General features: G+C 46.5%; 16 protein-coding genes. 12 read left to right on the top strand and 4 right to left on the bottom strand.

The window, feature by feature from the left end:
* The 4 genes from QUA90_RS26360 to QUA90_RS26375 all read left to right on the top strand — a co-directional run.
* Positions 1-565, top strand: a 565-nt coding sequence (locus tag QUA90_RS26360) for a hypothetical protein (protein WP_333448328.1), incomplete at its 5' end; no start/stop codon positions are given.
* 13 nt (positions 566-578) lie between these two features.
* A complete protein-coding gene (locus QUA90_RS26365; protein ID WP_333448329.1) occupies positions 579-1,124 on the top strand; it encodes a hypothetical protein in 546 nt (181 codons plus the stop codon).
* On the top strand, positions 1,124-3,079 hold the full coding sequence (locus QUA90_RS26370; protein WP_333448330.1) for a hypothetical protein: 1,956 nt from the start codon (positions 1,124-1,126) through the stop codon (positions 3,077-3,079). Before QUA90_RS26365 ends, QUA90_RS26370 begins: the two co-directional genes overlap by 1 nt.
* Positions 3,080-3,183: 104 nt before the next feature.
* The gene (locus QUA90_RS26375; RefSeq protein WP_333448331.1) at positions 3,184-3,717 is read left to right on the top strand and encodes a hypothetical protein; all 534 of its coding nucleotides are present in this window, start codon (positions 3,184-3,186) and stop codon (positions 3,715-3,717) included.
* Between the two features lie 333 nt (positions 3,718-4,050).
* Here QUA90_RS26375 and QUA90_RS26380 read toward each other — a convergent pair whose 3' ends face one another.
* The 3 genes from QUA90_RS26380 to QUA90_RS26390 are packed head-to-tail and all read right to left on the bottom strand — an operon-like array spanning position 4,051 to position 5,502.
* Positions 4,051-4,293: a hypothetical protein gene (locus QUA90_RS26380; RefSeq protein WP_333448332.1), complete on the bottom strand. Its 243-nt coding sequence runs from the start codon at positions 4,291-4,293 to the stop codon at positions 4,051-4,053.
* 2 nt (positions 4,294-4,295) lie between these two features.
* A complete protein-coding gene (locus QUA90_RS26385) occupies positions 4,296-4,610 on the bottom strand; it encodes a hypothetical protein (protein WP_333448333.1) in 315 nt (104 codons plus the stop codon).
* Complete coding sequence (locus QUA90_RS26390; RefSeq protein ID WP_333448334.1) at positions 4,603-5,502, bottom strand: hypothetical protein; 900 nt, start codon at positions 5,500-5,502, stop codon at positions 4,603-4,605. Before QUA90_RS26390 ends, QUA90_RS26385 begins: the two co-directional genes overlap by 8 nt.
* A gap of 354 nt (positions 5,503-5,856) precedes the next feature.
* Between QUA90_RS26390 and QUA90_RS26395 the strand changes: the two genes are divergently transcribed.
* A complete protein-coding gene (locus QUA90_RS26395) occupies positions 5,857-5,985 on the top strand; it encodes a hypothetical protein (protein WP_333448335.1) in 129 nt (42 codons plus the stop codon).
* A gap of 210 nt (positions 5,986-6,195) precedes the next feature.
* On the opposite strand, the gene QUA90_RS26400 is transcribed toward QUA90_RS26395, so the two are convergent.
* The gene (locus tag QUA90_RS26400) at positions 6,196-6,363 is read right to left on the bottom strand and encodes a hypothetical protein (protein ID WP_333448336.1); all 168 of its coding nucleotides are present in this window, start codon (positions 6,361-6,363) and stop codon (positions 6,196-6,198) included.
* 265 nt (positions 6,364-6,628) lie between these two features.
* Between QUA90_RS26400 and QUA90_RS26405 the strand changes: the two genes are divergently transcribed.
* The 7 genes from QUA90_RS26405 (at position 6,629) to QUA90_RS26435 (ending at position 13,611) form a co-directional block, all read left to right on the top strand.
* A complete protein-coding gene (locus tag QUA90_RS26405) occupies positions 6,629-7,006 on the top strand; it encodes a hypothetical protein (RefSeq protein ID WP_333448337.1) in 378 nt (125 codons plus the stop codon).
* A 9-nt stretch (positions 7,007-7,015) separates the two neighbouring features.
* Entirely contained in the window at positions 7,016-8,005 is a 990-nt protein-coding gene (locus tag QUA90_RS26410; RefSeq protein WP_333448338.1) for a tyrosine-type recombinase/integrase, read from the top strand.
* Positions 8,006-8,192: 187 nt separating this feature from the next.
* Complete coding sequence (locus QUA90_RS26415) at positions 8,193-8,441, top strand: hypothetical protein (protein ID WP_333448339.1); 249 nt, start codon at positions 8,193-8,195, stop codon at positions 8,439-8,441.
* A gap of 326 nt (positions 8,442-8,767) precedes the next feature.
* Complete coding sequence (locus QUA90_RS26420) at positions 8,768-9,292, top strand: transposase (RefSeq protein ID WP_333448340.1); 525 nt, start codon at positions 8,768-8,770, stop codon at positions 9,290-9,292.
* Positions 9,293-9,305: 13 nt separating this feature from the next.
* Complete coding sequence (locus tag QUA90_RS26425; RefSeq protein WP_333448341.1) at positions 9,306-9,836, top strand: transposase; 531 nt, start codon at positions 9,306-9,308, stop codon at positions 9,834-9,836.
* A gap of 900 nt (positions 9,837-10,736) precedes the next feature.
* Positions 10,737-12,401, top strand: coding sequence for an ABC transporter ATP-binding protein (locus QUA90_RS26430; RefSeq protein WP_333448342.1), 1,665 nt, complete (start codon positions 10,737-10,739; stop codon positions 12,399-12,401).
* 70 nt (positions 12,402-12,471) lie between these two features.
* Positions 12,472-13,611 (top strand): ATP-grasp domain-containing protein, encoded by a 1,140-nt coding sequence (locus QUA90_RS26435; protein WP_333448343.1) that lies wholly within the window; start codon positions 12,472-12,474, stop codon positions 13,609-13,611.
* The last annotated feature ends 31 nt before the right edge of the window (positions 13,612-13,642 follow it).

Consider the following 13,642-nt stretch of genomic DNA (forward strand, 5'->3'; position numbering starts at 1 on the left):
AGCTTCCAACGCCGAACAACTCGCTCTAGTTCTGGAACCGTTTTTGGACAACGCTACGACCTATCTGGAGGCGCTGGGAAAAATCGCTGATGGACAAGTTACTTGGACGGAAATTCGGAAGAAATTCGGCTCCAAAGTCGGGAATGCCATCGCTAAAATCCGCAAGCTCAATGCGGAATTCGGCTCGGAGATGGAGCAATTAGATGCCAAAGACCGTGCAGCAATGCTGAAGATTGAAACCAAGCGTCAGCACGGCTTAGCCGAAATTGCTTCCGAGCTCACAGGGGATTTACAGGCCGAGCTTTGGCGACATGAAAACAAGATGGAAGCCATCGTAAATCGGGGTCAGGTCGCAGAGAAACGTCAAACCATCCAAGAATCGCTCCGAGAACGCCGACAGAAGCTGCTCAGTCGCGCAACAGTCGGCTCGGATAAAGGGATTCAGGAGAAAGTGCCAGTGACTATTGGATCTGCCAGCAACAACAGCGCCAGCGTGTCGGCAACTGGTACAGCTAGAGGGTTTGGGGGCTGGTTTGCGAACGTAATGAATTTCAACAACCGTTAAAAGTGAGGGGACTATGCACGAAGGTTTTATCGGGGCAAGTCCCCTCTCTTTTGTGGGGGGACAGCACCAACAACAGCACCAACAACAACAGCAATATCAAGTTACAGCAGCACCAACAATTGACCAACCGCAGCCGGAGGAAACTAACGCCGAGCGCCAGTATCGGGACGCTGCCAATCTGTGTGAAGTCGTCGCACCCGTAGCTATCGGTTCAGCAGTGGTTTTTGCATTCCATCTGATGCAAGTCGTAGGCGGTTCGATAGTGCCAATAGGGGTTTATCAGGTTTATCTATTAGCCAAGATTACCGGGCAATCTAAGCACCGCTTGGCTACTGCAATTGTTGGCGGTGGCGTGACGCTTGGCATGATTGCCAGCCTTGCCGAACCGTTATCTGAAGGGCAGCAAGTAGGGGACGCAGAACCACGCTTGGAGATAGGCATCAAAGAAATTCAGACGGTTAAAAAACCTGCTTCTAACAGCTTTGATTACTTGCCTTCAATTGCGCTTGTGGTTATCGTTTTCTGCCTAATGTTCAAAGCCAAAGGAGGGAGCAAGTAATGACACCATTAACCGAAAAACACGCTCAATTACTTAAGTCAAACCGCGCACTGCTGCTGACTTTTGAAAGACTCCCGGTTGCTGCTAAATTGTCGGCAGTCGGTCTAGCGCTTCTGATTGGGGTGGCTAGCGGAATAACCGCGCTAACGGGAACTGCAAGCAACAGAGTGCAGCTTTGCATCCGCAACAAACAAGCCTTGCAATGCGTTGACAAGGCAGGCAAACCCTACATAATGACCGAGTATTATGCGGAGAAGTGGAAAGCAAATCCTCTAGTAGTTGTTCACAAGAAAATCCTCGCAACCAACCCACATAAAGCACTATGGATGGCGCTTGCTGGTTGCAGTTTTTGGGTGGCAGGTGTCGGGTTCAGAAGCCTGCAAAACTCCGAACGCCAACTCGCAAACTATGAAATTCTGGTAGAGAAGCGGGACTTGGCAAAAGGTCAACTGAATGCTCGTGCTGAACTGCTGGAAGATTACCGGGCAATAAGGATTAAAGAAGTACAGGCCGAGGGCGATGTGGAAGCTATCGCAAACGACTGTGCCGTGGTTCTCAAGCAGTGCGAAGTTTTGGGTGAAGCTGACATCCGTATCGCTCAAATGGAAGCTGAGGAAGCAGTTTTCGAGGCAGAAACTGCTGGTTTACCAGAGGATAAAAAGCGAGAATATCTTGAGTTTCTGCGGAACCAAAAGACTCCATTTTTGCTGACGGGAACACAAACACTCGACAGCATTAGTCACCCTGGTGACAAAGTAGAGGCTTCAACAGCGCCTGCAATTGAAGCAAATCCCAACCTTCAGACAGCTCGACAAATAGCAGCCAAAGTCCTGAATTCGTTAGCGGGCATAAATACCTCAATCTTTCTAGCAGGCCCTACTCGCACTGGAAAAACCCGCACTCTACATAAGTGGTTAAGAGACACAAAGACGCGCTTTCCAGAGGCAGAGATTTATGTAATCGCCCAGAAATATGAAGATTTTCCCGGCGTTCCGAGACATCAAATTGCCATATTTGACCCGCTGTTTCCCGAAGAGTCAATGAAGTTTTTGGATGACGTTTACGAGAAGTTATTGGTCAGGAAGTCGCAGCCCGCAACCGAGGAAACTTACCGCAATCGCCCAATTAAATTAATCCTCGAAGATTGGTTTGCTACTCACCAGTGCCTAGTCCAAAAAAGGAATGCACAACTGTGGGAAGACAAGGCTTCCAAGTTGGGAAGTATCGCGACTGTTGGCGGTCAATACAATGTGGGGTATTTTATCTGCACCCAAACTTTTAACCTTGCCTCCAGCGGGGTTGCCGACTCGAATATCCGTCTCAATTTGGCGCTCATAGCTCAAGGTTTGGTGAGAACTACGAGAAATGATGAGGAGCAAGGTTCTTACGGAGTAATCGAACAGTTGTTGAACAATCAAAGAGTCATCGCCAGCAAGGAATCCAGGGACAGATTGGCAGCAGATTTGAAGCTCTTAATCCCTACTTCAATGGCTGAACAAACACCAGTTATCCTCTCGACTATTGGCAACCCCGTATTGGGTCTAATGCCGAAAATTGAGGTGAATAAAGCGACTGTTGATGATGTTTGGAGTGTTCCGGCTGCTGATACTGAAAACTTGGGAAGCTTCCAACAGCCAGACAGTCAGTCAGGGACAGAGGAAGCTGGAAACCCTTATGGAAAGGCAGTTAGCGCCTCTGGAAACTTGGGAAGCTTCCTAGGGAAAGTGTTGGCGGAAACCCTCTCACCCGTGTTTTCAGACGACTTTCCGCTCAAAAAACATGACCAGCGATTGCAATTAGCAAAATTAATAATTGCTCAAAACTTAGGCAAGGAAAGAACAATTTTTTTACTCTGGGGACTGAAGCCTGGGGGACGCAATCATCATCTCTATAGTGATGCAAGAGAGATGCTTGAGAAATTAATCAAAGGAGAGAACGACAACAATGCTCAGTAAGTTATTGCGGGTCATCCCAGACTTCATCCTTGACCCAATCTATGATGCAATCTTTGCTGAATTCGTGCGACGGGGCAACATCATTTTAGAGGACGATTTGAACAATGAAGATAGAAACTAACTCGCCTAACACTTACCTAATTTCAGTCCGTCCGGTGTGGGCTTCTGCCTTTTTCCTCAGCCATAACCCAAAGACGATCGAACTCAGAAAAGGTAGCTTTGGAACCTCTCTAAAACCGGGCGATAGTATTGTAATTTATGCCACGATGCCAGTTGCTGAAATACTAGGAATAGTCAAGGTTGTGAAGCGTGAATCGCTAGCTGTCGATCGACTGTGGCAGCAATCTAAACAAGGCAAACTGGCAAAGGTATCGCGGGATCAATTTGATGCTTACTACGCCAATCAGGAATCGGGTATTGGGGTTTGGGTTAGTGCCGCCGAACTCTTCCCCAGTCCGATCGCCCTTCCCAAACTTCGGCAGAACTGGGGGCCTCGCTGGCAGCCACCACAGCAGATTCAGAAACTAACCGACGATCAGATGGCAGCACGCTCACATCACTCGCTGAACATCGACAACACAACCGAGCGCTACCTTGTCACAGATGAACCGAGCCGGACTGTGTTATCGGTGATTTGACAACAACAAACGAACACTAGCTCGATTAAAAAAGAAGCCTCCGGGAATCTCCGGGGGCTTCTTTTTTGGAATGTGTCGCCGCTGCTGAAACGACAAACCTATTGTACCGATCGCCCAAACTCCTAAGCCGCTACACTGTGGTTAATTGGGGGCAAACACCCGTTGCCAATTACCAATTACTAATTACCCTTCATTAAACGCCCCGACCTTGTGCCGGGTTTTTTTGTTGGGCCTAATATCCCCGGTAGCACTTTCGCCGCCAATTGAGTCGCGGGACTGTTTTCGATTAAGTCGATCGAACTGGACTTAAAAAGATTAGGGTAGCAGTGCCTCTCAACCAATTCGAGAGCCGCTTCGATCGTCGAGAGTGCTGCACCCATCCCGGCCACCGAGGCAATAGGTGCGGAGGATGGGGTTTGTCACCGCGTCGATCGATAGCTCCATTTTTTGAGCTTGGTTGATAATCGCCGCTTCCCAAGTCTGGCGCTGTTTCAGGCTCCCCGTCGGTTTGGCGTTGAGCTGGTGGGCGATCGTTTTGAGCTCCTTAAAGGTTTTCTGTTCAAGTTGGTTCATCATCATCACTCCCTCCCCATCTCGTAGGCTTCGCGCTTATCTTGGGCTTTCTTGCGCTCGTGCCACTTATCTATAATCTCGTTCCCAAAAGCCTTGAGCTCCTTTGCCAGCACTTCCCAGTCGATGCCGTCTTTGGGGCGCGGGTAGAGCAAGAGGTTTACCGGTTGCCCGATCGAGTCATAGAACTGTTCGCACAAACTGTCGGCATCGCTTATTCCAGGGATATCGGGCGAATCTTCATCTAGTCGGCCACTACCCCGTAAACACTCAGCAAGTAGAGCTTTCTGTTGGTCTATAAAATGCTCAAGCTGCTTATTCATTATTGCCTCCAAGAATTTCTACCACTACCTGCATATCTCTCAAAGTTGAGCCGCACTTCTTCCCCAGCAATCCTTTTACCTGATTTAGCAACTCAGCCGGCTCTGGTATGTCAAAATCAGCCGCTGGCTGCTGCTGTTTGTAGGCTTCTAGCTCAGCTTGCAAGTTGCTTACCTCTAACCTCAAGGCGGACTCTGCGGGGTTGGGCTTGAAATTGTATCCCCGCTCTAGTTCCCGAATCTTGTCAGACTGCTTGAGAATGGTTGCTTTTGCATCAGCTAGCTCGGCTCTGGCATCACTAAGCTGCTGCTGCCCGCTCACTTTCTCAAGCTCGATCGATCGTCCTTCCCGGTGGACTTCTGCCGCAGCTTCCTTGGCTTCTTTCTTGAGTTGGGCGAGTTCTTCCCGATCGGCTGCCAATGTTGCAAGTTGCGCTTGCAGGCTGGAGAGTTGGGCCTCGACTTGCTGGCGATCGGCGCAGGCTTTGTCGCGTTCGGCTTCGAGTACCCTGCAATTACCGCGAACCTCGTTCAATTCTTGCTCTACCCAACCTACATCAGCCTGCAATTCAAGCCTGAGCGATTCATCGTTGCCCTCGCGAGCGGCACTCAATTTTCCCAGCCGTTCCTCAAAGCTGGCTAACTTCTCTGCTAGCAACTTGTCTAGTAGGGGGGCGATGGTTGATTCTAAATCCCCACCTGTCTGCGCTGCACTAGCAGGTTTCATCCCCGTCGCTGACTCCAGCAACCCCACAACCCAAGAATTGACGCTTAAGCCGTTGGTTTCGGCGGTGGCCTTGATAGCTTCTAGCAAGTCTTCCCGTCCGTCCAGTCTCAAATTGAGCTGGAGCCGTTTAGTCGTAGAAGTTTCGGGCTTATTAGTTTTGCTCGTCATAGTCTTGTCTAGTAATAAACTAGCCACAGTCTAGTCTAATGCTATTTAATTGTCTAGTATCACGCTAGCTTAAAATTAGCGCCTCTAGCTTTGTGTCTAGTGCCTTAATCGAGCTTTTGTCTAGTGTGTATGCTATAACAAATACTAGATATTAAATGCTCAATCTGTACTAGACATTCTGCTAGTACAGATTGAGCATTTATCTAGCATCTTCATCTAGCTTTGTGTCTAGTGTCTATGCTATAACAAATACTAGACATTATGCTAGTATTTGTTATAGCGAAACGGAAACGACACAAACCTCTCGCTACATACGCTTCACAACCAGCACACACAACCAAAGGACGAAGAACAATGACTCTGTTAGCCAACAAGTTCGCTCAAATCGCCTCAAAAATCGACGCCACGAATGCCAAAATCGCAGCGCTACAAGCCAAGCTCAGCGAGCTCCAAGACTATCAGCAACAGTTGCCCGACCGCTAGCGAACCCTCCCATCGCTAGCGGTATTTAGTACATAAGCTAGACACAAATACTAGCATAAACTCACGATTAATACTAGACACAAAAACTAGCTTAATTACTAAATGTCTACTAGGCATAGTGCTAGTATTTATCTAGTACAACCAAAACCACTGCCCGAAAAAACTCCGACCGCCCCAGAACCGATCGCCACACCGATGCTACCGCACCAACTACGGAGAGTGCTTACGGCGCCGGCCGATCGCGCCAACAACGCCGGACATCGAGGGACGGCTTAATAAACTTTCGATCCAATCAATCCGCAAGCTGGCATCGGCTCCGGGAACCGACACAAAAGGGACGCGAGCAGCAATCGCAGCGAGGTTAAAGGCAATCGTCACAGAGTCCGATCTCCGGGACGCTAGCTAACAGTTGCCCGCCCCCAGCGATGGGAGGGTTCGCTAGCGGTATCTAGTACATAAGCTAGACATAAATACTAGCATTGACTCACGATCAATACTAGACACAAAAACTAGCTTTATTACTCAAAATTTACTAGACATAATGCTAGTATTCATCTAGTACAAACAAAACCACCGCCCCAGAACCGATCGCCACACCGACGCTACCGCACCAACTACTAAGCCGATCTCCGCCTTGAAACTAATGCTGTCGCTAGTCTCGGTAAAGCGCATCACTTCTGATGTGCCAGTCTGCAACGTGCGTCCGGGCGAACTAGAAATTACTGGTGAGCGAGCGTCTGGCGATCGGTGGCTTCGTAACTCCGCCGGTGGTGAAGCTTGGCTGGCGACGGATTCTCTCGTCGAGAGCGGTTATTTTCAATTCCATGCGGCGGTTCTGGCACCGCGACTCAATCCGAAAGCCGACGAAACGATTCCGGCGCGAGTCAAAGAGGCCGAAAATCAAGCGACAGATGCAGGCAAAACTTGGGAAACTAAAACTCCTAGCCGTTTAAACACCACAGCCCCCGGACTGAGACGCAACCTTTACCTCCCTGCCATCGTAAACTGTGCTTATCAATAGCAAAAAATCATGAAAGCAGAACTGTCGATTGCCCGCCTGGAAGCTTCTCTCGATGCCAAAATTGAGAGATATTTCGATACTCTAGATACCGATCCTGACGTGCTCAAACAATTACTCGCCGAGAAGCGCTCCGAAAATACCCGCCGCGCCTATGAACGCGATGTCAATGACTTTTTAGTAACTATGACGGGGACGCCCGCCGTGCCTGATAACGTTTTGGAGTTTTTGCATCTTGAGGAACGTCAAGCGGTGTCGGTGGTGTTGAAGTACAAAGCTAAGCTGATCGACAAGGGACTCAAGGAAGCGACTGTTAATCGGCGGCTGGCGGCTGTCAAGTCGTTGGTGGAAATGGGTCGCAAGCTCGGCGCGTGCCATTACAGTTTGGAGGATATCAAGGGGGAGAAAATTGTCGGCTACCGAGATACAACCGGGGTTGATACCAAGACTTTTGAGCGGATTTTGGGAACGTGCGATCTGGCAACGAAAGCTGGGAAGCGTGATTATGCTTTGTTGCGCTTGCTGTGGGGTAATGCTTTGCGTCGCAACGAAATCAGCCAGTTGAGTGTTTGTGACTTTGATCCTGCCGGTAAGAGTTTGCGAATTCTTGGTAAGGGACGCGGTACGCAAGCTGAGACGATCGATTTGGGTTCTGCGACGGTGCAGGCGATCGCCGATTGGTTGCAGGAAAGGGGAAGTTGCTCGCCCGATAGCCCGCTTTTTATAGCACTTGACTCCGCTCACAGCGGGCACAGACTTAGTGGCGACGGTATCTGCAAGATGGTTGTCCGCCACAGCGAAAAAGCTGGTATTAAAAAACAGATGTCGCCTCACCGCATCAGGCACAGCGCTATCACAGCGGCACTGGACGCAACAGACGGGGATGTGCGGAAAGTTCAGAAACTCAGCAGGCACAGGAATTTAAACACGCTCATGATATATGACGACAACCGGGGGCGCGACCAACAGGACGTTACCGAAATGCTTGACTCTATGTTTTGAATGTTTTTATAGCGTTGCCTCAGTAATTCGTTAATTAGGGGCGTGTTTTTGCCTGCCATCAAGTCTTTAATTTTGTGGCGATGACGCTGTAACGCCGCTCGGGAGAAGGAATTGGAGTTTACAAATTGGGTGTTGTTGGACTGGAATTCATTCAAGTGGTATCGACGTACAATCAGCCAGCGCTGCGGTGAAAATTATTAAACAAGCTATGGAGGTGAGGCTTGGCCCGCCCCAAGCAGTGATGTTCCTCAGTCGTACAGTAAAGGGAACGAAGCTCAAAGCTGAAGCTATAGAGTTGTTGGGAAAACTTGCACCCACCACCAAAGTTTGGCTGTTCGATGAAAGCCTGACCGAGGAGCAAATCCAGGATCTCCTCATGTTCGGCCGCACAGCATCGAGCTTGTGGGAACCGGAAAATTTTGGTTTTTCACCTTAATCGCTTTTGTAAAAAAGTAGTACCTAACGGGACTTAGATAAAAAACGGTAAAAATGATTGGAAGCCTTGTGCAGTATGGCTTTTATATCGAAAGTCCTTAAATCTTTGATAGATAGGTAGGGGTTTTAGGTGATTTTACCTCCTTTGACGTATTTTCCTTGTCTAGCAAAGGTTTTAACCCTATTAACTGTGAAAATTTGTTTAATTCCCGCTAGCCAAAAGAAAAGTTAGGAAATTAAAGAAATCAGGATACTAAGAGACAAGTTGTGATATGAGCGTGCAACTATTTTTTTGTCGATATTAACCTAAGCTGAGCTCGATAGATTATGCAAAATCCGACTTTTCCGACTTTACGATCCGACTTTTCCGACTTACAAAGGCAGGGGAGAGGAAATACAGCAGATTCCATGTATATGTGGTACGCTGGATTCAGTAAATCAGCAGAAAAAATGAAAGCTTATTCGATCGAGTTTCGTAAAAAAATAGTGAAAGCCTATGAACAAGGTGATACCTCAGTAAGGAAAGTAGCCCAGCGTTTTGATGTGAGTAAAGCGTTTGTGCAAAAAATCTTAAAACAAAAACAAACGACTGGTCACGTTCAACCAAAAAAACAGGGTGGAAGCCTTAAAAGTGTGTTACACTCGTCCACAACTAAATTGACGCAGATGGTAGAAAAATATCCGGATAGCACCTTATCAGAATATTGTGAATATTGGCTAGATAACTACAAACAATCTGTCAGTCCTAGTATGATGTGTCGTGCATTAATCAAACAAAATCTGACGCGAAAAAAAAGACAATACGGAGTAGTCAGTCTGTCACCGACAAGCCGTGCAACTTTTGAGGTGTGAGTATTGGGAGAAAGTGAAAAATATCGACCAGAATAACCTGGTTTTTTTGGATGAAATGGGCGTTTTATTGGGGTTGACACGAACCCATGCACGTTCAAGATATGGTAGTAGAGTCTACGACTTAAAACCATTTTATTGGGGTGCAAAAGTCACAGTTATTGGAGCAATCAGTTTAAAAAAAGTAGTAGGATTAATGACGTTGAATGGGTCGATGGATAGTCAGGCATTTGCAGTTTTTGTAGAACAGTGTTTAGTGCCAAACTTATGGAAAGGTGCCGTCGTTGTTATGGATAATCTACCAGCCCATAAGTTGTCGGTGATTGAACCATTAATTCAAGCGGCTGGTGCCAGTATCCTGAATTTATCACCCTATTCTCCTGACTTTAATCCTATAGAATTATGGTGGTCACAACTCAAAGCTTTTTTACGTAAGTTTTCGCCCACTACTACGAAGATGGTTGACATTTTACTAGCTACTGCGCTTGATTTGGTTAATATTAAGCATTTTAAAAACTGGTTTACAAGCTGCTGCTACTGTACTTGATAAACCTGGAATCCGCTGTATTATAGAGATAAGATGCGTCTCAAAAGCGGTGGAAGCAATTAATAGACTTTCATAGCTCTTGAACGATACAGTTATAATCAGGGTTTAACGCTAGAAAAGGGGCTTCTACTTAATTACTGACCTATTCACAGTGGCCGCGATCACACGTCGAGCGTGAAATTACGGCTATTGTTTAGCTCGTAATTTACAGAATAGTGCGTCCATCTTTTTTATATCAGTAAATCCCCTATGGGCGGAGGGATATAAAAATGTACCAATTATCTCAAGAACTATTTGCTCTCGAAGTGAATGTAAATTGGGGCCTTTCTTCTCAACCTTTTTCTACGTTACTCACGTCCAAACCAGGAAATGTTGAATTTTTACCTTCCATGACGTTTCCTTTACACAAGTTTTATAGATTTCCCTTGACAGGCATCTCTCCAAAGAATTAAGCTAAGTATGTCTAGAGATAGATGACAGATAAACAAACTGAGGAGTAAGGCTTGCAAAAAGATTAAATTGAATCTACAGAGGGTAGTAGCTCGAAAAATCCGGGTATTACTGCTGCCAAGGCATTCAAGAGCGGACGTATGGGTGCAATAGCAGCGTCCGGCAAGAAATTTCGTACCGAGCCAACTTTTTGAAAGGTGCCGAAAGATTTGGGAGGACAATGGGTGCAGTTAGCTGTCTTCCAAGTGAAAGTGAGGGTTCGACCCACACAAAAGCAATATAGCGCGTCTAAATAAATTGTGTGATTTTTTCTAGGAACAATCCCCCGTTTGGTTGTCCAGATCGCTCCGAGATAGGTACTCTTGGCACTACCCCTATCCTATCTATTTAGACAAATGATTTAGGCTCGCTATAATACGGACAAATATTACCCATTTATGTCAAAGCCCAATGCGTTTTTTGAATTTTGTGAGGGTAATTTATAAATATATTGCTCCTTATAGATGGCTAGCTATCTTCCTTTGTAGCAGTCAGATTTTTGAGGCCGCATTTGAATCAGCAATGAGGATCAGCTTCAAGTTTATTATTGATGCAGCCATTGTTCCTCAAAATTATAGTCTTCTGGTTTGGATTTTATTGCTCTTGGGAGGCGGAGCGATTGTATTTATCGTTGTTGGCTTGCTGGGCGATTTTTTATCAGCTAAATTGGGGATTCTGTTACTCAACAATATCCGCTGTTCTCTATTTGAGCGCATCCAAAGCCTTTCAATGGAGTTTTTTGGGCGACGTTCAGCCGGGGATATAATTAACTGTTTCCAGGCGGATGCAGAGAAGGTAGAAAATAGTCTCATCCTTGGTCTGCCAGTTGTTATTTTTTGCCTGAGTAACATCCTTTTTTCGGTAGTTTTCCTATTTTCCCTTAACTGGCAGTTAGCTGTTCTAAGTTGCATCGGTTTGACTTTCTGTGCAATTGCACCAGCAAATGTTGCCCGTCGTGCCACCAAAGAAGGCTATCATCTGCGGCAAAAGGAAGGACACATCGCCAGCGTAATTGAAGAGAATCTGCTCTCCCAACCCGTTGTCAAGATATTCGGTTTAGAAAAACGAGTCTCAAAAGATTTTTCTGCCCAGTTGAATGACTTGAAGCGGGTTTATGTCCGGGCGAAATTTCTGTCTAGCTTAGTGCAAAGAATTCCCAGTCTCGCTTTTGTCTTAGTGCAGTTGGTTATTTTGAGTCTTAGCGCGGTGATGACCTACAGGAATTGGATTTCAGTAGGGACACTCGTCTCCTATCAGGTTCTACTACTCGGTTTGCATTCAACTATCCTCAACTTTACCTGGGGGCTACCTTATTTAATCGATGGAGTGACAGGACTGCAACGTATCAATGATATTTTGGCGGAAATCCCTGAAGTTCAGGAAGCACCGGGTGCGATTGATTTGACCCATTTTCAGAGTGATATTTATTTTGATAATGTTAGCTTTAGCTACTCCAAAGATAGAGGCGGGGTGAAAAATTTATCGCTGAAGATTCGCCAAGGAGACTTTGCGGTATTTGTCGGTCAGAGTGGCGCGGGTAAAAGTACGATTGTCAATTTGCTGACACGATTTTATGACCCGGATAAGGGACGCATTCTGTTGGATGGAGTTGATTTGCGCGACTGCACTATACGCTCACTGCGTTCTCAAATTGGACTGGTTTCTCAAGAGGTGATTTTGTTTAATGGCTCAGTGCGGGAAAACATCCGCATGGGCTATCTGGAAGCGAGTGATGAAGAGGTAGAAGCCGCAGCGAAAGCCGCAGAAATTCATAATTTTATTTTGAGTTTACCTCAAGGTTATGACACTCCTGTTGGCGACAGGGGGGGACAGCTATCAGGGGGACAAAGGCAAAGAATTGCTCTCGCTAGGGCGTTGGTGAGAAATCCAGCCATTCTGATTCTGGATGAAGCCACATCAGCGCTAGACCCCGCAACAGAAGTGGAAATTATGACAACTTTAGAGCGCATTGCCAAGAAATGCACAGTGATTGTCATTACCCACAAAATGGCTCATGCGTTGCGTGCAGATGTCATGTTCGTGATGGATAAAGGGTGCCTCGTTGTTACTGGTTAACCTACAGATTTAATTCAACTAGGAGGAATCTATGCCACAGTTTGGCAACCAATTAATAGAGAAAATCTCAATGTTACAAAGATTACCTGTGCCTAGCAGTAAGTTGTTTGTTTGGGCGTTTATTCCCTACTGCATTAAAGGACAAGAGTTGAGCAGCGAAGAATATGACAATCCTGCCACTCATCAGGAACTAGCAGATGTCTTTGCAGAACTCGGTTTAAAGTGGAAGTGGCAGCCGATTACCTTAGAGAATATGCACACAGTTATAGAGGAGGTGGCGACTTCTAGTAAAGAGTACATTCCATTAGTGTTAAACTTTTGTGCTGGGGATGAAGATCCTAACTATCCTGGCACTTGCGTCATCAAACTACTGGAAGCAAAAGGCATTCTCTTTACGGGTGCATATTCTACCTTTGATTATCTCTGCTCATCTAAACTCAGAATGAAGCGTGCTTTTGTTGAGGCGAATGTAGCTACGGCTCCCTACGAAGTCATTGCAGATCCTAGCCACGTTCAGGGAGTTTGCGAACGTCTTGGCACTCCTCTAATTGTAAAACCAGCGATGTCTATGGGAAGCCGAGGGCTTTCTTTACAGTCGGTTGTCGAAAGCGATGAACAGGTGAGTAAACAAGTCCAATGGCTGCTCCAAGGACAGCATGATATGCAATTCCCACTGGACAGCATTTTTGTGGAACGGTTCATCAATGGTCGTGAATTTACCGTCTTCCTGTTAGGTTCTACCCAGCAGCCAGAGAGCATCAAAATCTATCCACCTGTGGAACGGGTGTTTCACTCCAACTTGCCTGACACTGAACGATTTTTGGCTTACGAAAGAGCTTGGGGAAAAGAAGAATCTTCTTTGTCATTGGGAGAACCGTTTTACCGCTATCAATTAGTTGCTTCTGATTTGCAGGATAGGCTTTGCGAATTAAGCAAGCACGCTTACGGTGCAGTTGGCGGTAATGGATATGCACGAGTAGATATACGCATGGATAAAGCCTCTCAAGAAATCTTTGTTCTGGAGGTGAATCCTAACTGTGGTATTTCTTCTATACCTCTGTTTGATTTCTCTAATCCAAGTGCAACATCAGTTGGTACTATCCTGCACCTTGCTGGCATCCCGTTTGCACAACTGATGTCAGAAATGATCGCTGAGGCTTTTGATCGGCATTCTACCAAGTCGCCTTTGGTGAGCAAATCAGCAGCGTGAGCTTGTATGGATAAAACCTTCTAAAGTTTAA

Origin of the sequence: Microcoleus sp. D3_18_C4, assembly GCF_036702355.1 — a bacterium.
Taxonomy (GTDB): domain Bacteria; phylum Cyanobacteriota; class Cyanobacteriia; order Cyanobacteriales; family Microcoleaceae; genus Microcoleus.

Coding starts and splice junctions, on each gene's coding strand:
- QUA90_RS26375 (WP_333448331.1), top strand. CDS start 3,184: ATGAAGATAGAAACTAACTCGCCTAACACTTACCTAATTTCAGTCCGT.
- QUA90_RS26370 (WP_333448330.1), top strand. CDS start 1,124: ATGACACCATTAACCGAAAAACACGCTCAATTACTTAAGTCAAACCGC.
- QUA90_RS26435 (WP_333448343.1), top strand. CDS start 12,472: ATGTTACAAAGATTACCTGTGCCTAGCAGTAAGTTGTTTGTTTGGGCG.
- QUA90_RS26405 (WP_333448337.1), top strand. CDS start 6,629: ATGCTGTCGCTAGTCTCGGTAAAGCGCATCACTTCTGATGTGCCAGTC.
- QUA90_RS26410 (WP_333448338.1), top strand. CDS start 7,016: ATGAAAGCAGAACTGTCGATTGCCCGCCTGGAAGCTTCTCTCGATGCC.
- QUA90_RS26365 (WP_333448329.1), top strand. CDS start 579: ATGCACGAAGGTTTTATCGGGGCAAGTCCCCTCTCTTTTGTGGGGGGA.
- QUA90_RS26390 (WP_333448334.1), bottom strand. CDS start 5,502: ATGACGAGCAAAACTAATAAGCCCGAAACTTCTACGACTAAACGGCTC.
- QUA90_RS26420 (WP_333448340.1), top strand. CDS start 8,768: ATGCAAAATCCGACTTTTCCGACTTTACGATCCGACTTTTCCGACTTA.
- QUA90_RS26380 (WP_333448332.1), bottom strand. CDS start 4,293: ATGATGAACCAACTTGAACAGAAAACCTTTAAGGAGCTCAAAACGATC.
- QUA90_RS26430 (WP_333448342.1), top strand. CDS start 10,737: ATGCGTTTTTTGAATTTTGTGAGGGTAATTTATAAATATATTGCTCCT.
- QUA90_RS26395 (WP_333448335.1), top strand. CDS start 5,857: ATGACTCTGTTAGCCAACAAGTTCGCTCAAATCGCCTCAAAAATCGAC.
- QUA90_RS26385 (WP_333448333.1), bottom strand. CDS start 4,610: ATGAATAAGCAGCTTGAGCATTTTATAGACCAACAGAAAGCTCTACTT.